Source organism: Mycobacterium sp. 1274761.0 (assembly GCF_001668615.1).
Lineage (GTDB): Bacteria > Actinomycetota > Actinomycetes > Mycobacteriales > Mycobacteriaceae > Mycobacterium.
Map to the genome: position 1 here is coordinate 113,144 of NZ_LZMC01000062.1, position 17,376 is coordinate 130,519.

14 protein-coding genes are annotated in these 17,376 nt (G+C 65.6%); 5 read left to right on the forward strand and 9 right to left on the reverse strand.

Going from position 1 to position 17,376, the window contains the following annotated elements; translation table 11 throughout:
• Nucleotides 1–41 precede the first annotated feature (41 nt).
• The 4 genes from A5651_RS12995 to A5651_RS13010 all read right to left on the reverse strand — a co-directional run bounded on the left by A5651_RS12995 (nucleotide 42) and on the right by A5651_RS13010 (nucleotide 4,732).
• Complete coding sequence (locus A5651_RS12995) at nucleotides 42–1,253, reverse strand: cytochrome P450 (protein WP_066980805.1); 1,212 nt, start codon at nucleotides 1,251–1,253, stop codon at nucleotides 42–44.
• 92 nt (nucleotides 1,254–1,345) lie between these two features.
• Nucleotides 1,346–3,031 (reverse strand): acyl-CoA synthetase, encoded by a 1,686-nt coding sequence (locus A5651_RS13000; protein ID WP_197496609.1) that lies wholly within the window; start codon nucleotides 3,029–3,031, stop codon nucleotides 1,346–1,348.
• Between the two features lie 91 nt (nucleotides 3,032–3,122).
• Nucleotides 3,123–3,737, reverse strand: a complete 615-nt coding sequence (locus A5651_RS13005; RefSeq protein ID WP_066980808.1) for a cysteine hydrolase — start codon at nucleotides 3,735–3,737, stop codon at nucleotides 3,123–3,125.
• Nucleotides 3,734–4,732, reverse strand: coding sequence for an aromatic ring-hydroxylating dioxygenase subunit alpha (locus A5651_RS13010; RefSeq protein ID WP_066980810.1), 999 nt, complete (start codon nucleotides 4,730–4,732; stop codon nucleotides 3,734–3,736). The genes A5651_RS13005 and A5651_RS13010 overlap by 4 nt, the downstream gene beginning before the upstream one ends.
• Before the next feature lie 98 nt (nucleotides 4,733–4,830).
• Here A5651_RS13010 and A5651_RS13015 point away from each other — a divergent pair, with 98 nt between their 5' ends.
• Genes A5651_RS13015 through A5651_RS13025 form a run of 3 tightly spaced genes read left to right on the forward strand, consistent with a single transcriptional unit; the run spans nucleotide 4,831 to nucleotide 8,653 of the window.
• Nucleotides 4,831–6,447 (forward strand): NAD(P)/FAD-dependent oxidoreductase, encoded by a 1,617-nt coding sequence (locus tag A5651_RS13015; protein ID WP_066981215.1) that lies wholly within the window; start codon nucleotides 4,831–4,833, stop codon nucleotides 6,445–6,447.
• Between the two features lie 3 nt (nucleotides 6,448–6,450).
• A complete protein-coding gene (locus tag A5651_RS13020; protein WP_066980814.1) occupies nucleotides 6,451–7,578 on the forward strand; it encodes an esterase in 1,128 nt (375 codons plus the stop codon).
• A gap of 10 nt (nucleotides 7,579–7,588) precedes the next feature.
• Nucleotides 7,589–8,653 carry a TIGR03857 family LLM class F420-dependent oxidoreductase gene (locus A5651_RS13025; protein WP_066980816.1) on the forward strand — a complete coding sequence of 355 codons (1,065 nt, stop codon included), beginning with the start codon at nucleotides 7,589–7,591 and terminating at the stop codon, nucleotides 8,651–8,653.
• On the opposite strand, the gene A5651_RS13030 is transcribed toward A5651_RS13025, so the two are convergent.
• On the reverse strand, nucleotides 8,643–10,139 hold the full coding sequence (locus A5651_RS13030; RefSeq protein WP_066980819.1) for an acyl-CoA carboxylase subunit beta: 1,497 nt from the start codon (nucleotides 10,137–10,139) through the stop codon (nucleotides 8,643–8,645). The two genes, A5651_RS13025 and A5651_RS13030, sit on opposite strands and share 11 nt — an antisense overlap.
• A gap of 86 nt (nucleotides 10,140–10,225) precedes the next feature.
• Between A5651_RS13030 and A5651_RS13035 the strand changes: the two genes are divergently transcribed.
• Both A5651_RS13035 and A5651_RS13040 read left to right on the forward strand, forming a co-directional pair.
• The gene (locus tag A5651_RS13035) at nucleotides 10,226–11,257 is read left to right on the forward strand and encodes an LLM class F420-dependent oxidoreductase (protein WP_066980823.1); all 1,032 of its coding nucleotides are present in this window, start codon (nucleotides 10,226–10,228) and stop codon (nucleotides 11,255–11,257) included.
• Between the two features lie 11 nt (nucleotides 11,258–11,268).
• Nucleotides 11,269–12,489 carry a cytochrome P450 gene (locus A5651_RS13040; protein WP_066981218.1) on the forward strand — a complete coding sequence of 407 codons (1,221 nt, stop codon included), beginning with the start codon at nucleotides 11,269–11,271 and terminating at the stop codon, nucleotides 12,487–12,489.
• 54 nt (nucleotides 12,490–12,543) lie between these two features.
• On the opposite strand, the gene A5651_RS24930 is transcribed toward A5651_RS13040, so the two are convergent.
• The 4 genes from A5651_RS24930 to A5651_RS13050 all read right to left on the reverse strand — a co-directional run bounded on the left by A5651_RS24930 (nucleotide 12,544) and on the right by A5651_RS13050 (nucleotide 17,361).
• On the reverse strand, nucleotides 12,544–13,143 hold the full coding sequence (locus A5651_RS24930) for a hypothetical protein (protein ID WP_082943744.1): 600 nt from the start codon (nucleotides 13,141–13,143) through the stop codon (nucleotides 12,544–12,546).
• Between the two features lie 104 nt (nucleotides 13,144–13,247).
• The gene (locus A5651_RS24935; RefSeq protein ID WP_082943745.1) at nucleotides 13,248–13,451 is read right to left on the reverse strand and encodes a YbdD/YjiX family protein; all 204 of its coding nucleotides are present in this window, start codon (nucleotides 13,449–13,451) and stop codon (nucleotides 13,248–13,250) included.
• On the reverse strand, nucleotides 13,385–15,688 hold the full coding sequence (locus A5651_RS13045; protein WP_066980826.1) for a carbon starvation CstA family protein: 2,304 nt from the start codon (nucleotides 15,686–15,688) through the stop codon (nucleotides 13,385–13,387). Before A5651_RS13045 ends, A5651_RS24935 begins: the two co-directional genes overlap by 67 nt.
• Nucleotides 15,689–15,789: 101 nt before the next feature.
• The gene (locus tag A5651_RS13050) at nucleotides 15,790–17,361 is read right to left on the reverse strand and encodes an ATP-dependent DNA ligase (RefSeq protein WP_066980829.1); all 1,572 of its coding nucleotides are present in this window, start codon (nucleotides 17,359–17,361) and stop codon (nucleotides 15,790–15,792) included.
• Between the last annotated feature and the right edge of the window lie 15 nt (nucleotides 17,362–17,376).

Here is a 17,376-nt window from a genome sequence, read left to right on the forward strand (position 1 = left end):
TCCGCTTCCGTGAGATGAGTCGAGCATAGACAGACGACAGCTCACTTCGCGGGCGCGAAGGTGACGGGCAGCGCCGTCGGCGAACGGAACGGCTGGCCGTGAATGTGCGGGTCGTCGTCGCCGATCAGCTTGATGTCGGTCAGCCGATCGAGGAGGCACTCCAGCGCCACACGGGTCTCCATCCGCGCCAGGTGCAGGCCCAGACAGGTGTGCTCGCCCGCGGCAAATGAGATGTGCGGCACGCGTTTACGCGAGATATCGAACTCTTCGGAGCGTTCCCAGCGATGCTCGTCGCGATTCGCCGAACCAATGCAGACGTCGATCACCGCGCCCTTGGGCACCGGCACGCCCTCCAGCTCGGTCTGCTCTGCCGCATACCGCTGCACCGTGGTCAACGGGGTCTCGAAGCGCAGCCCCTCCTCGATGGCCGACCCGAGAAGTTCCCGGTCGGCCTGCACCGCGCCGAACTGGTCGGGATGGGTGAGCAGCAAGAACAGTAGGTTGCCCGACGAGCGGTACGTGGTCTCGAGGCCCGCCGGCAGGAGCAGCCGCAGGAACGAGTAGATGGCCTCATCGGTGAGCTTGTCACCGTCGATCTCGGCTGTGACGAGATCTCCGATGATGTCCTCGGTCGGCTTCAAGCGGCGTTTCTCGATCTGGTCGAGGAAGTATTCCTTCAATGCGGCAGACGCTTCGAATGCGCGCGCGTACCGGATGTGATAGCTGATCAACTCGACCGCACGCTTGCGGAACCACGGCAGGTCTTCGTCGGGCAGCCCCAGCAACCGAGAGATCACCCGGGTCGGAAACTCCAGCGTGAAGTCGCGCACCAGATCGGCCTTCCCTGTGTCGACGAACTCGTCGATCAACGAGTTGACCACCGGACGTACGATCTGGGGTTCCCACCGCAGCAGCGACTTCGACTTGAACGCCGACGACACGAGATTGCGGTGATCCCAATGTTTCTTGCCCTCCATTGCCAGGATGGTGGGGCCGATGAACAGCCCGACCGTGGAGTCGTAGATGTGTGAGTTGAAAGCCTTGCCGTCGCGGAACACGCGGTTCACCGCTTCGAAGGACACTGCGGCGTACAGATGCTCGGGTCGCAATTCGTCGGGCGCCTTCGTCCAGTCCATGACGCTGCCCCGGAAGACGCCGGTGGTCTCTCGCCGCCTGCGTTCGAAGATGGGGTAGGGGTTGCGGAGAAGGTCGGCCGCTTCGTCGGCCGTGACATCGAGCACCGGCGTATCCACGTAGCGAGCTCCCGCATCTTCCGACGGACTGCGATAGGTACTGTAAAGATTACAGTATCGGTCTCTGAGAAGATATGCCCGCGGTACGCGGTTCAGGTGGCGTCGCTCATCGCCTGCTCACGGGCCCACCGGTAGTCGGCCTTGCCTGCCGGGCTGCGCTCGATCGCCGGCCGGAACACCACAGCTTTGGGCAGTTTGTAGCGGGCGATGACACCGGCGGCGTGGTCGATGAGGTCCTGCGCAGAGGCGGTGGCCCCGTCCGCGAGGGCGACGATCGCGACGACCTCCTGACCCCACCGCTCGCTGGGCCGTCCGGACACCACCACGTCGGCCACCGCCGGATGCGACAGCACCGCGCTCTCGACCTCTTCGGCGAAAATCTTCTCGCCACCGGAATTGATCGTCACCGAGTCACGTCCGAGCAGCTCGATGCCGCCGTCAGCGAGGTGGCGGGCCCGGTCCCCGGGTATCGAGTACCGCACACCATCGATCACGGGAAAAGTCTTGGCGGTCTTGGCCGCATCGCCCTTGTAGCCGAGCGGGACGAATCCCCGCTGCGCCAGCCACCCCATACCGTCATGACCCGGCGGCAAGATTGAGCCGAGGTCCTCGGCGGCGACGCTGGTGTCGGGCCCGGCGTTGAATTTGCCGGTCGACACCGCGCCCGGCGTCGACATGTGGCTCATCTGGATGCCGGTCTCCGACGAGCCGACCCCGTCCATGACGATCAAGCCCGGCTTGACATCGATGAGGCGCTGCTTGGCCGTCGGCGTCAACAAGGCTCCGCCGTTGGCGACGACCGCCAGCGACGACACATCAGCCGTACCCCGCTCGATGGCGTCGGCGATGGGACGGGCCATCGCATCACCAACGACCTGGACCGTGAGAATCTTCTCCTGCTCGATCGTCCGCACCACCTCATCGGCATCGAAATGCCCTTGGGTTGCCGGGAATACGACCGTCTGCCCGGTAGTGAGCGCCGTCATGACGGCCCATTGCGCGGCACCGTGCATGAGCGGCGGAAGCGTGAAGATCTTCGTGCCGGGATTCTCGGCGACCCGCTTGGCGATCTCGTCGTAGGAGCCTGCGACCTCGCCGGTGTACATGTTTCTGCCGCCGAACGACGTCATGAAGATGTCGTGCTGACGCCACAGCACGCCCTTCGGCATCCCGGTGGTCCCGCCGGTGTACAGCACGTAGAGATCGTCGGGTGACGGGTTGACGGGCGGTGGTTCCAAGGCTCCCGAGCCGACGACCGACTCGTAATCGACGGCGCCGTGGATGAGGTCGTTGCCCGAGTCGTCGGCGATCTGAATCAGCACCCGCAGCTTCGGCAGGTCGGGGAGCACCTCGGCGACGCGGCGCGCGAACCTGGCGTGATAGAGCAGCGCGGTGGCGCCGGAATCCGCCAGCAAGTAGGCCAACTCGTTCTTGACGTAGCGGTAGTTGACGTTGAATGGCGCCACCCGGGCCCGCCAGGCACCGAGCATGCCCTCGACATATTCCGGCCCGTTGTACGCGTACAGCCCGAGCAGGTCCTGGCCGACCTCGTGACCGGCCAGCTCCGAGCGCTCGGTGTGGCAACCCAGCCCCCGGGAGTGCAGGTAGGCCGCCAGACGGTTGGACCGCTCGACGATCTGGGCGAAGGTGTAGCGGCGGTCGCCCTGGATGATGTACTCCCGGTCGCCGATGGCTCCCGCGACGGCGTCCGCAGCGGCGGGAACAGTGAATTGCATTGTGGCGGTAGTCTCCGCGGACGTGAGGAGCGGGTCGGACATGAATCCTCTCAGGGCTGGTGCGGCAACAGCGTAACGATCAGGCCGTTCGCTTCGGATAGTACGGTGCTCTGGTCTCGTGGCCGGTTGTCGGTCACCTCCACGCTGCGATCAGATCCTCAGTGGTGGTCACCGTGGCGAGCAACGCCAGGGTGTTGTCGATGATGGCGTTGGCGTAGTCGGCGGGAATGCCTGCGACGGCGTCGCGCGGCAGCACCACACGGTAGCCGGCGTTGACGGCGTCCATCACCAAGTTGGTGATGGCGATGTTGACCGATACGCCGACGGCGACGATCGTCGTCACGCCGAGGTTACGCAGCACCGCGTCGAGGTCGGTTCCGCCCATCGGGCCCACACCGTGCCACCTGTGCAGCACGACATCGGCTGGGGCGGGCCCGAATTCGGGCAGCAGCGTGGCTCCTTCGCTGCCAGGGCTGATGTCGACCTGCTTGCTGCCCAACGCGAATATCGGCGCATTGTGGTTGGCGCCGAGCCCGTCCGGCCTGCGCTGCACGAGGCAGTGCACGATACGCACGCCCGCGCCCCGCGCTACCGGCAGCAGTTGTTCGATGCTGGGCAGCGCCTGCTTGCGGGCGGCTTTGGCGAGCGCGGCCAGGCCGGCGTTGGGGCCGACGACCGCGCCCTGCAGTTCCTGTGTGACGATCGCCGTCCGCCCGGGTGCCGCGATGTCGGCGAGGTCGACGGTCATACCGATGCGGGGACTTCGTAAAACTGCGTCGCCCACTTCCGCATGGCCATATAGGGTTTCGCGTCCACCTTCGACAGCGCAGGATGTTCGACATACTCCTGGTAGCGCCAGATGTTGAGGTCGTCCCACACGGTGCCCATGAATTGGCGCTCGACCTTCTCGCGCACCGAATCGGGCGGCACGTCGGAGGTGTCGCCGGGAAGCCGCGGCCACCAGATCGAATAGAACATGTCCGAATAGCCGTCCTCGACGGGCGTGCACGCGAAGATCAGCCGGTGGTTCGACGACCCCTCGAAAGCGCTGATCGCGAAGCCCAGTCCGGAGAAGTGGCTGTGGATGTAGAGCGCCATCTCGTTCGGGTCGTCGCTGCGGGTGTCGGGCCAGCCGGTGAGGAAACGCCATTCCTCGTCGACGGCCTCCCAGTTGAGGCACACCGGTGTCACGGTGGCGCCGTGCACATAGTGGAAGTGCGCGCTGTCGGGCCCGTTTTCCGCGACGATCTGGGGATGCACCGGCTCATGCTCGGCGCGGCGCGAAAACTCCGGGTAGGGGCGGTAATACGCGTCCGGGTCGGTCGGGAACTGTGGGAACTTGTGAAACAAGTCCGGCATCTCCCACTGCGGGTCCTTGCCGTCGGGTTGGTGCCAGACGAACACGCAGCCGTACTGCTCGCGCACCGGATACACGCGCAGGCGCAGCGCCTTGTTCGGGCGGTCGGGCTGATAGGGGATGTAGCGGTTGGTGCCGTCCGGTCCCCATCGCCAGCCGTGGAACGGGCATTCGACACAGTCGCCGACAACCTTGCCGCCGTGGCCGATGTGCGCGCCGAGATGCCGGCAGTGCCCGGACAGCACGTGCAGTTCACCCGCCTCGTCGCGGTAGGCGACGAGGTCTTCACCGAAGTGCCGCAGCGGGCGCACCTCACCGGTGGCGTATTCGGCCGACCAGCCGATCATGAACCAACCGGTGACCTTCCAGGTGAAGGGCACTTTCACGCGCAGCCTCCTGTGACGCCGAGCCTAGTCAACGGAAGATATTACAGTATAGTTTTCGGCAGTCGCGGGGTGGAGAGGCAGCGCAAGGAGGCGTGGCGATGTCAGGTGATCGCTTCGACGCGATCGTCATCGGTGCCGGATTCTCCGGTCTCTATGCCCTGCACCGGCTGCGCGAACTCGGCCTGCGCACCGTCGCGCTCGAGCGGGCCGACCAGGTCGGCGGCACGTGGCTGTTCAACCGGTATCCCGGTGCCCGCTGCGACATCGAGAGCATCGAGTACTCCTACAGCTTCTCCGAGGAGATCCAGCAGGAGTGGGTGTGGACGGAGACGATGCCGGGCCAGCCGGAGATCGAGGCATACCTGAACTTCGTAGCCGACAAGCTGGAGCTTCGCCGCGACATCCGGTTCGACACCAACGTCGTGTCGATGATCTTTGATGAGCAGGCCGCCGAGTGGACCGTGAAAACCGAAGCCGGACAGGAAATCACGGCGCCGTTCGTAGTCGCCGCCGCCGGCATCCTCTCCGCACCGCTGGATCCCGACATTCCCGGCATGGACACGTTCACCGGCACGTCGCTGTTCACCAGCCGGTGGCCTCGCGAGGACGTCGACCTCTCCGGTAAGCGGGTCGGCGTCATCGGCACCGGATCAACTGGGGTGCAGCTGATCCCGGTGGTGGCCCAGCAGGCCGAACACCTCACCGTATTTCAGCGTTCACCCGCCTACACGCTGCCCTGGCAGGTGCGGGAGTTCGAGCCGGGCGAGCTCGACGAGATGAAAGCCCGCTATGGCGAGATCCGCGCGGCCCAGCGCGAGCATCCGATCGGCGCGGCGCGGTTGTCGGCGTTCTCGGTGATGTTCCAGATGATGGCCAACCCGCCGCTGAAGACGGCCTCGCGGGCCGACCAACTGCGCGCCATCGAAGAGAATGGCGTCATGGGCGCGCTCAGCTGGGGTGACGTGTTCTTCGACATCGAAGCCAGCCGCCTGGCGGCCAAGCTCTACGGCGAGGCGGTGGGAAGGATCGTCCGTGACCCCGAAACCGCCGTGTCGTTGACGCCGACCCATCCCTTCGGCTGTAAGCGGCCGATCATCGATCAGGGCTATTACCGGGCCTTCAACCGCGACAACGTCACCCTTGTCGATTTGCGCAGGGGTCCAATCCGGGCCGTGACACCGTCGGGCATCGACACCGATCAGGGCTCCTATGACCTTGACGTGATCATCTATGCCACCGGGTTCGATGCCATGACTGGTGCGCTCAGCCGCATTGACATCCGCGGTCGTAATGGGTTGTCGCTGAGGGATTTCTGGGCCAGCGAGGGTCCGCTGTGCTATCTCGGTTTGGCGGTCGCCGGGTTTCCCAACCTCTTCGTCGTGCAGGCACCAGGAAGCCCGGCTCCGGCCAGCAATTTCGTCGCCGCACTGGAGCAGCATGTGGAGTGGATCGGGGACTGCATCACGTACCTGCATGCTCACGGTTACCGGACGATCGAGGCCCAGCCCGAGGCGCAGCACGACTGGGTCGAACACACCACGTCGCTGGTGGCGCCGACGGTGCTTGTAGACCCGAGCTGCAACTCCTGGTACAACGGCGGCAACGTGCCAGGAAAGAAACGGATGTACATGGGATACACCGCCGGACTTCCGGAGTACCGAAAGCGGTGCGACGAGGTCGCCATGAATGGCTACGCCGGATTCAAGCTCGCGTAGTCGATGAAGACCTCAGAGCGGGCCTACCGGATCGGCCGAGACTTCGCCGGTGTGTTGCCGCGTGCTCACGCCGCCCTGAAAAGCTCCGGCGACTGGAAGCCGTTGTCGCCCATCGGTGCACGGCAGCTGGGCGAGGTGATGCTCGACGAGCTTGCGCTGTCGGGGATGACGTTGACCGCACCGCCGCCCAAGCTGGAGCGCACCGTGGATTCGTGCCAGGCCGCCGCCGAGGAGCTTTCGGCGCTAGGGGTTGAGCAGGCGCACAGCCCGCCGAATCCGTTGCAGGTGCGCTCACTTCGCCGGCGCCGCTTGGGCCGCCTGACGTATGAGAAGCTGACCTTCGACCACGAACCCGTGCTCCCGCCGTCTCTGACCAGCGTGGGTCTCGGCGGTGCTGCCACCGCGCTCGTCCACCTGTGCCGAACCGGTGACGACGGCAGACCATGGCTGGTGTGGGTGCATGGCGCCGGTCAAGGTCAGCCGATCGACCTGTTGTTCTCACACGCCCGCCGGATTCGGGACGACCTCGGCTTCAACATCGCGCTGCCCGTTCAACCGGGCCACGGCGCGCGTCGCACCGCGTGGCCGCCGTATCCGAACATGGACCCGCTCAACAACATTGCGGGCATGATGCGCGTGGTGTCCGAGGTGCGCGCGCTGGTGCAGTGGCTGCGCCCGCAGTCGGCAGTCATGGCGGTGTCCGGGGTATCGATGGGCAGCCCGATTGCAGCGTTGGTCTCCCATTTCGAGGAGGTCGACGGCGTCGCGGTGTACACGCCCATCACGGGGCTCAACGCCATGATCTCCCAGCATCTGCATCGATGGGGGCCGTCGGTGCACGAGACGATCCGGCTGCTCGGGTCCGACACCGTAGCCGCGCTGGCATCCGTGGTCGACCACACCAAGGTCGATCCGACGCCGCCGCCGCGGGGCCGTCTGATCGTGGGCGCCTGGCACGACCAGATGGCCAGACGCGAGGCCGCCCTGCAACTCCATCAACGGTGGGGCGGAGAACTCGTCTGGCACAAGGGAAGCCATGTCGGACACTTGTTCGCCAAAGGTGTCCAGCGGGCATCGGAGCGGTTCTTGCGTACGCTGACGGCGACGTCCGGAATTGCCGATACAAACTAGGAGTGTGGGCGTGACGGAGCGATTGCTCGACGAGCTCGGCTACTACCTGCTCGCTGGGGCAGGTGGAGACGGCCCTTCGTCGCTTATGGAGGAGGCCCGCCGCGGCGAGGCGGTGGGCTTCGGTACGGCGTTCATCTCCGAACGGTGGAACGTCAAGGAGGCGTCCTCACTCGTCGGCGCCGCGTGCGCCGTCACCAACCGCATGCAGATCGCCACGGCCGCAACGAATCACAATACACGCCATCCATTGATCACCGGTTCGTGGGCCACGACGATGCACCGGTTGTCCGGCGGCCGCTTCACACTGGGAATCGGCCGAGGCATCGGCGCGATTTATGGCGCATTCGGCATCCCGTCGGTCACCACTGCGCAGATGGAGGACTTCGCCCACGTGATGCGGCGGCTGTGGCGCGGCGAGCTGATCTTCAACCACGACGGTCCCATCGGCAAGTATCCGGTGCTGTTTCTCGATCCCGACTTCAATGAGGACATCCGACTGGCGTTGGTGGCATTCGGCCCCAACACGCTCGCGTTGGGCGGCCGTGTCTTCGACGACGTCATTCTCCACACTTACTTCACTCCGGAGACGCTTCAGCGGTGTGTGAAGACCGTGAAGGACGCCGCCGAGCAGGCCGGCCGCGACCCGGCCAGCGTGCGGGTGTGGTCCTGCTTCGCGACCGTCGGCGATCATCTCCCCGAAGAGTTGCGACTGAAGAAGACCGTCGCGCGGCTGGCCACCTATCTGCAGGGTTACGGTGACCTACTGGTCACCACCAATGGCTGGGATCCTGCTGTGCTGCAGCGCTTTCGCGACGACACGGTCGTGCAGTCGATACCCGGTGGCATCGACCACAAGGCCACCGCTGACCAGATCGAACACATCGCGGCGCTGATACCCGACGAATGGCTCGAGCCCGCGGCCACCGGCTCGGCTCAACAGTGTGTCGAGCGGATTCGCAAGGAGTTCGACTACGGCGCTGACGCGTTGATCATGCACGGCGCAACCCCCGACGAACTCGCGCCGATCGTCGACGCCTACCGGGCTTTCGAAATCGCACGAAAGGCTAGGGGGTGATGAGGGTTCGGCTGACGGGTTCTGCCGCCGCCTGCCTGCTGTAGATCGCGCGTCGCAGCGCCGCCAGCAGAGCGTCGCGGGTCTCCTCGGGATGGATCAGGTCGTCGAAACCCAGGTGGCCCGCCGACCGGAACGACGCCTCCACCTCTGCCCTGCGGAGCTTGGCCTCGACGTCCTCGGCGGCATGCGACGCGCGGCTCAGCGCGGCGGCACTCATCGCGCCCATTGTCGCGCCCGGGTAGGCGAACGTCGCGCTTTGATTGTCGAATCCCAACAGCGACATCACCATCGACCCGAACCCGTACGCCTTTCGTAGCGTCACGTGCAGCTTGATCGTCGTTGCGACCGTCTGCGCCGCAAACATGCGCGCGCCGCTGCGCAGCACGCCGCTCTTCTCCGATCGGCTGCCGGGCAGCATGCCGGGATTGTCGGCCAGGAAGACGATCGGTAGGTGGAACGAGTCGGCGACCGTGATGAAATGGCCTGCCTTATCGGCGGCATCGGCGTCGATCGAGCCGGCCAGAACCTTCGGCTGGTTGGCGACCACGGCGACGGGATGGCCGCCGAGATGGGCCAACGCAGTGATGATCGCGGGCCCGAACTTCGGCTGCACCTCGAACCAGTCGGGGCTGTCGAAGACGACGTCGAGCACAGCGCGAATGTCGTACACGCGCCGGTTGCCGCGGGGCACGATGTCGAGCAGCTCCGGTGTGGCCCGCGGCTCGGCGGACTCGTCAGCGGGCAGCTGCGGTGGGTATGACCACGCGCTCGCAGGAAAGTACGACAGGTAGCGCCGAATGTCGTCGAGCACCGCTTCGTCGTCGTCGGCGAGATTGTGGATCACTCCGCTAGCGAGTGCGACCCCGGGACCGCCGAGGTCCTCCTTCGAAATCTCTTCGCCCGTCGACTCTTTCACCACCGGCGGTCCGGCCGTGAAGATCGCGCCCTGACGGCTCATGATCGTGAAGTCGCACACCGGCGCCACCAGCGCACCATGTCCAGCGGACGGCCCGAGCACCCCGGCCACGGTGGGTACCTTGCCCGAGCACTGGGCCTGTGCGAGCAGGTCGGTGGGGGTGCGGCCGTAATGCTCTCCGCTGGGCCGGAACCCAGCGCCCTCGAGGAGCATGACCATGGGAACCCTGTCACGCAGAGCCAACTCGGCCAGCCGATACCGCTTGGCGTTGCCGCCGGGACCGATGCTGCCCGCCAGCGTCGTGAAGTCCTCCGCGCCGACCATCACCGGTGTGCCGCCGATCATTCCAGTTCCGGCCACGATTCCGTCGGCGGCGATTTCACCGCCGACCAACGTGCCAAACTCGCGGAACGTGCCCTTGTCCAGCAGATGATCGAGTCGTGCACGAGCATCGAGCTTCCCCTTGCTCCGGTGCTTTGCCAGCCGATCATCTCCGCCCATGGCGCGCGAGCGCTGACGCCGGAGCTCGAGGTCTTCGAGCGTCTCCTGCCAGCCCTGCTCGTGTGTCATGTGCAATTCCCGTCGTCCCCAGCCGATCGTCGCACCAGCGTGCTCACGTTGACCATACTGAATTGCTTACTGTAGCGTCCCCGCTTATGGGTGACCGCGACGGTCTCAAGGTGGACGGGGCCGTCTCCAGCCAACTGGGCGACGCCGCCGAGGCCGCCACCCGGATGGAACGTCGCGGCTACGACTGCTGCTGGACCGCCGAGATCAACCACGATCCGTTCCTGCCGCTCGTCCTGGCCGCCGAGCACACCTCGACCATCGAACTGGGCACCAGCATTGCGGTCGCCTTCGCGCGGAACCCGATGACCGTCGCCAACATCGGTTGGGATCTGCAGGCGTACTCGCAAGGCCGCTTCATTCTCGGTTTGGGCTCGCAGATCCGGCGCCACATCGAGAACCGATTCAGCATGCCGTGGAGCAGACCCGTGGCACGCATGCGGGAATTCGTCGTTGCGATGCGCGAGATCTGGTCGTGCTGGCAGACCGGCACCACGCTGGCGTTCGAGGGCGACTTCTACACGCACAAATTGATGACGCCCATGTTCACTCCGGAACCGTTGGCCCACAACGCTCCCAAGGTGTTCATCGCCGCGGTCGGTGAAGCCATGACGGAGATGTGCGGCGAGGTCGCCGACGGTCTGCTCGCGCACGCCTTCACGACCAAGCAATACTTCGATGAGGTGACGACGCCCGCCCTGATGCGTGGCATGAAGCGATCCGGCCGCGACCGCAGTGACTTCCAGGTGTCGTGCCCGCTTTTCGTGGTGACGGGCAATGACGACGCCGAGGTCGCCGCGAACGCCGCAGGCACGCGCAAGCAGATCGCCTTCTATGCGTCGACGCCCGCCTACCGCAAAGTGCTCGAGCTGCATGGCTGGGGAGGATTACAGCCGGAGTTGCATCGGCTGTCCCACGCCGGCGAATGGGATGCGATGGGCTCGCTGATCGACGACGCCATCCTCAACGAGTTCGCCGTGGTCGCGCCCGTCGACGAGGTCGCCAAAGCGATCCGCCACCGGTGTGACGGGGTGATCGATCGCGTGCTGGTGGGTTTCCCGCCCTCGATTGACGAGGCCACCGTCACCACCGTGCTGCAGGAGATGAGGAGCCAAACGTGAGTACGCCCATCATGGACGATGCCGCACGGGTATTCGCGACACCGCAGGCGTATACCGACGAGACGGCACTTCATTCGGCGCTGACGCATCTGCGTGCCAATGCGCCGGTGTCCTGGGTCGATGTCCCGTCCTACCAACCGTTTTGGGCGATCACCAAGCATGCCGACGTCATGGACATTGAGCGCGCCAACGAGCTGTTCACCAATTACCCGCGGCCGGTGCTGGTGCGCGCCGAGGACGACGAGCGCCAGGCCGCCATCGGCGTCCGCACGCTTATCCACATGGACGATCCGCAGCACCGTGCCGTGCGGGCAATCGGCGCTGACTGGTTTCGGCCGAAAGCGATGCGGACGTTGAAGAATCGGGCCGACGAGCTCGCGAAGGTCTACGTCGACAAGATGGCCGATATCGGGCCCGAATGTGACTTCGTTCAACAGGTCGCTGTGAACTATCCGCTGTACATGATCATGTCGCTGCTCGGTGTGCCGGAATCGGACTTCCCTCTGATGCTCAAGCTGACCCAGGAACTGTTTGGTAGCGACGACGACGAGTTCAAGCGGGGCACCGACGGCGCTGAACAGATATCCGCGCTGGTGGAAATGTTCGAATATTTCACCGCGTTGACCGCTGAGCGGCGCCAAAACCCAACCGATGACCTGGCTTCGGCGATCGCCAACGCCACGGTCGACGGCGAGCCGCTGTCCGACATCGACACCATCTCCTATTACGCCATCATTGCCGCCGCAGGCCACGACACGACGAGTGCAACCATCTCCGGTGGCATGCTCGCGCTTATCGAGAACCCCGCAGAATTGGCGCGTCTCCACAACGATCTCGGGCTGATGCCGCTGGCGACCGAAGAGATGATTCGGTGGGTCACGCCCGTCAAGGCGTTCATGCGGACGGCGGTCGCGGACACCGCCGTTCGCGGCGTGCCGATCACAGCGGGGGAGTCGGTGCTGTTGTCCTACGCGTCAGGCAACCGTGACGAGGACGTGTTCGACGATCCGTTCCGCTTCGACGTGACGCGGGAACCCAACAAGCACATCGCGTTTGGCTACGGCGTCCACTTCTGCCTCGGCGCTGCACTTGCCCGCATGGAGGTGAACAGCTTCTTCACCGAGCTGTTGCCGCGACTCGAATCCGTGGAATTGGCCGGCGAACCGCAGCACGTGGCGACGACGTTCGTCGGTGGGCTCAAGCACCTCCCCATCCGGTACTCCCTTCGCTGAAGCGTCGACGACCGCCTCGGGGATGAACCGAGGCGGCCGTCGGCAGGAGATTCGTTATATAGGCAGCGGAATCCAGATTCCGAAGAACCAGAAGCCCCACTGGTTATAGCCGGGATCCCAAATCGGCTGCTCTTGGAAACCGAAGTAGTTGATGGGCGGTGGCGGCGGACCCCACGCCGGCGGCAGCGGTCCGTTCCATGCCGGTGGTGGCGGCGGCCCCAAGCCCCACGGCGGTGGCCCGTCGCCCCACGGCGCTCCGCGGAACCGCCCGCGCCAGTCGTTGTCCTGCGGGTTCCACGGCGGTCGCCAATCATGGTCACCCGGGCGGTTGAAATCTCCGGGTGGTGGCCCACCCGGGCCGCCGGGCCCGCGGAAGTCGCCGGGTCCGCCGGGTCCGCGGAAGTCGCCGGGACCACCAGGACCACCGGGGCCACCCGAGCCCCCGCCGGGACCGCGGACATTGCCCGGTGGCGGCCCGCCCGGCCCGCCATGGTCACCTCCGCCAGGGGGGCCACCGGAGCCCCCGCCGGGACCGCATTGCGCGCCAGGCGGACATGGCGGCGCAGCATTGGCAATGCCTGCGCTCAGGCCGATGCCTGCGGCACCGATCGCGCACGTAATCGCCGCTCCCGCGACGACTTGACCGAGTTTCATTCGAGGCCTTTCACGTCGATTGACGTCCCCAACCCGCGGTCGAGGTTAGGAAGGCAAAGTAAGAATCGGCTATGTCGTCGCTTTGAATGTGTTAGAGCGCTTGTTCAGCAGCATCGCGGGTTGGGGTTGCTATCCGTCGCGTCGTGACGCATGCGCCAATATTCGCGTTCGGACAAGACGGGTTCGCCGGGGTGAGTGATCCTGCGGTGTTCCAGGTAGCGGCGGTAATGGTTGTCGCCCATCAATGAACCCCAGTACCAACGGATTTGGCGTGCGACTTCCTTTGTGGCGCTGGCAGCGCGTCCCATTGCTTCTGCACCTCCCGTTCCGGCTTTGTCGGGATGAGTCCGGATGAAGCAAACAGCTGGGAGGGCACCGGTTCGTCTTCGGTGAGCGGGCTGCCGGTACCGCGAACTGCGCGCAGCGCGACGATCACTCCCGCGGCGAAAACAATGAGCACCAGCACAGCGAACAGAATCGACAGCGATCCCTGGATGACCGTGTTGCGCACGATCTTGTCCACGTCGGCCGGGTTCTTGGCTGTCAGACAGGCCTTGCCCGCCTCCTTCGCAGCCTGACAGATGCTGTGCTGCTTCCAATAACCGAGCTTCGGGTCGGCCGAGAAAATCTTCTGCCACGATGCCGTCATCGTGACCGTGAGATCCCAGAACAGCGGAAGTGCCGGTACCCAAGCCCATTTCAGCAGTCCACGTTTGATGACGACGACGGTCACCACCGTCAGCGCGATAGCGGCCAGCAACTGGTTGGCGATGCCGAACAGCGGGAACAACGTGTTGATGCCGCCCATCGGGTCGGTGACGCCCATCAGCAGGATGCTGCCCCATGCCGCGACGACGATGATGCTGCATATCCAGGCGCCCACACGCCAACTCGGATCTTTCAGCTTGCGAAGCGGACCGCCCAGATTGCTCAGCCCGTCAGACAGCATGAAACGCGCCACCCGCGTCCCCGCGTCGACCGTAGTGAGGATGAACAGCGCCTCGAACATGATCGCGAAGTGATACCAGAACGCCTTCAACGCCGTTCCGCCGAACACCTGGTGCAGCACCTCGGAGATGCCGATCGCCAGCGTCGGCGCCCCACCGGTGCGCGAGATGATCGACTTTTCGCCGACGTCGCCGGCGGCCTGAGAGAGTTGTTCGGCTGTTGCCGGGGCACCGGAAAGCCCTAAGCCATTGACATATTCGGCCGCGCTGGCGGCGGTGGTCCCAGTCTGAGCCGTCGGTGCGTTGATCGCGAAATACAGGTGCTGGTTGAGGATAGCCGCCGTGATCAACGCCATGATGCCGACGAACGACTCGGTCAGCATGCCGCCATAGCCGATCAGCCGCATCTGACTTTCCTTCTCGAGCAGTTTGGGGGTGGTGCCCGAGGCGACCAACGCGTGGAAGCCCGACAGGGCCCCGCACGCGATCGTGATGAACAGGAAGGGGAACAGGGAACCCGCGAACACCGGTCCGGTGCCCCTGCCGGCGAACTGGGAGATGGCCGGGGCCTCCATCACGGGGCGGGCCAACAAGATTCCGATCGCCAGCAGGACGATGGTTCCGACTTTCATGAACGTGGACAGATAGTCGCGCGGCGCCAACAGCAACCACACTGGAAGGACCGACGCCGCGAAACCGTAGATCATGATGGCCCACGACAGGGTGACCTTCGACAAGGTGAACCACTCAGTGCCCCAATCGGTGTCAGCCACCCAACCGCCCGCGATCACGGCCAGCAGAAGGAGTGCGACGCCGATCAGCGAGACCTCCGACACCCGGCCGGGCCGCAGGAACCTCAGGTACAACCCCATGAAGATGGCGATGGGAATCGTCATCGCGATCGAGAAGACACCCCACGGACTTTCGGCCAGCGCGCCGACCACCACGAGCGCCAGCACCGCGAGCAGTATCACCATGATGACGAGCACACCCACGATGGCGGCGGCGCCGCCGATGGCTCCGAGCTCGTCGCGCGCCATCTGGCCGAGCGACCGCCCGCGCCTGCGGGTGGAGATCGCCAACACCAGATAGTCCTGAACGCACCCGGCCAGCACCGCGCCGATGATGATCCAGATGGTGCCCGGCAGATACCCCATCTGCATGGCCAGCACCGGGCCGACGAGCGGGCCCGCGCCGGCGATTGCCGCGAAGTGGTGGCCGAACAGCACCCGCCGGTCGGTCGGCATGTAATCGGTGGCATTCTCGAAAAGCTCTGCGGGCGTGGCATCGTCGTCGCGCGGGCGAACGATCTTCATCTCGATCAGCCGGGCGTAGAACCGGAAACCGATGATGTAGGTGCAGATTGCGGCAATGACAAACCACACGGCGTTGACGGTTTCCCCGCGAAAGAACGCGATCACCGCCCAGGCAACCGCGCCGACAATCGCGATGATCCCGAAGATGATCCTGTGTCGCAGCGTGATCGGCGACCGGTCGATGATGGCCACCGGCGGCAGATCCCTGTCGGTACGGATATAGGTGACGTCGCCGTCGGTCTCTTCGAAGCGCTCGGCCGACGCGGTGGTGGGTGTAGCCACAGTGCCCTCCCTCGATCACGGCGGAGTCTGGGTGCCTAGTGATCCTGTCAAAGCCGGTGCCGGGCCTGAAGGGGAATGGGTGAACATGCCCGAAATGGCGGCTATCCGCGCTCGTAGAGCGCTCGGACAGTGTCGATCGTGTCGGCTTCGGCGGGGGTCTTGTCGTCCCGGTAGCGCAGCACGCGGGCGAATCGAAGCGCCATACCGCCGGGGTAGCGTGACGATGTTTGCACGCCATCGAACGCGATCTCCACCACCTGCTCGGGGCGGACTTTGACCACCCAGCCGTCGGTCGGACCGTCGGCCAACTCGGTGAACCGGGCCGTCTGCCAGTCGAGCATGGCGTCGGTCATGCCTTTGAATGTCTTGCCCAGCATGACGAACCCGCCAGTTGCGGGATCGCGGGCGCCGAGGTGGATGTTGGACAGCTTGCCGGTGCGGCGGCCCGAGCCCCACTCGACAGCCAGCACCACCAGGTCGAGAGTGTGGACCGGTTTGACCTTCAGCCAGCCCGCGCCGCGTCGGCCCGCCTCGTAGGGCGCCGACAGAGACTTGGCCATCACCCCTTCGTGCCCCGCGGCCAGCGTGGCATCCAAGAAGCGCTGAGCTGCAACGGAATCGGTGGTGAAGAGCCGATCGACGCGTTGAACCGGAGGCACGATGGCGTCGAGCATCGACAAGCGCTCGCGGGTCGGTTCATCGATCACGTCTGTGCCGTCGACGTGTAGGACGTCGAAGAAGAACACCGACAGCGGCTGCGCCGCACGGGCGGCCGCGATGTCCACACTGCGATCCTTTGCGCCGCGGCCACCGCCACGGCCGAACCGCGACGCGGTGATTTGAAACCGGTGCGGGCGGCCGTCGGGGCGCAAGGCGATTGCCTCGCCGTCGGCGATCAGATTCGTCACTGGAAGCGCGAGCGTCGCCTCGACGACCTCGGGCAGGCGCGCGGTGACGTCGTCGAGGCTTCGGGTGTAGATCGACACGTCGCTGCCCGAGCGGTGGATCTGCACGCGGGCCCCGTCGAGCTTGGCCTCGAATACGGCCTCCCCGCGGAGGCGTTCGAGAGCGTCGTCGACTCCGGTCGCCGTCTGCGCCAGCATCGGGCCGACGGGCTGACCGACGCGAAGCGTGAATCCTGACAGTGCCAGCTCCCCGCCGGTCAATGCGGCCGCCGCGACCCCGGGCAGGTCGCCGCCCAGCATCGCCGCGCGCCGAACGGCGGCAGCGGGCATGCGGGCCGCTTTCGCGACGGCGTCGGCCATGACCCCGGCAAGCGCGCCCTGGCGCAACTCGCCGCTGAGCAGCCGGCGCAGGAATGTCTGCTCGTCGTCGGTCGCAGCCGCGAACAGCTCGGTGACGAGCCCGGCGCGGCGGGCCTGGGAACCCTTGCCTGCGACGGCCCCGATCTCTGTGAACGCCGCGTCGACGACGCCGACCGTCAACGTCGGCTCTCGAGCGGGCTGCGGCAGTGACCGGAGTGCGGCCCAGCCGACGCCAATCTGGCGCTGCGGCAGCTCACCCGACAGCCATGAGACGACGACCGCCACCAGCCTGGCATCGCCGCTTTCGGCGACGGCCGACAGCAGCTCGGCGATCCGGGCAATCTTCGCCAGCCGTGCCGAAGATGCGCCGACTTCCGCCGATGCGGTAGCGACGTCGACCAACAACACGTCTCCACCTTGTCA

Coding starts and splice junctions, on each gene's coding strand:
- A5651_RS13000 (WP_197496609.1), bottom strand. CDS start 3,031: ATGTCCGACCCGCTCCTCACGTCCGCGGAGACTACCGCCACAATGCAA.
- A5651_RS13005 (WP_066980808.1), bottom strand. CDS start 3,737: ATGACCGTCGACCTCGCCGACATCGCGGCACCCGGGCGGACGGCGATC.
- A5651_RS13015 (WP_066981215.1), top strand. CDS start 4,831: ATGTCAGGTGATCGCTTCGACGCGATCGTCATCGGTGCCGGATTCTCC.
- A5651_RS13020 (WP_066980814.1), top strand. CDS start 6,451: ATGAAGACCTCAGAGCGGGCCTACCGGATCGGCCGAGACTTCGCCGGT.
- A5651_RS13030 (WP_066980819.1), bottom strand. CDS start 10,139: ATGACACACGAGCAGGGCTGGCAGGAGACGCTCGAAGACCTCGAGCTC.
- A5651_RS13035 (WP_066980823.1), top strand. CDS start 10,226: ATGGGTGACCGCGACGGTCTCAAGGTGGACGGGGCCGTCTCCAGCCAA.
- A5651_RS13040 (WP_066981218.1), top strand. CDS start 11,269: ATGGACGATGCCGCACGGGTATTCGCGACACCGCAGGCGTATACCGAC.
- A5651_RS24930 (WP_082943744.1), bottom strand. CDS start 13,143: ATGAAACTCGGTCAAGTCGTCGCGGGAGCGGCGATTACGTGCGCGATC.
- A5651_RS24935 (WP_082943745.1), bottom strand. CDS start 13,451: ATGGGACGCGCTGCCAGCGCCACAAAGGAAGTCGCACGCCAAATCCGT.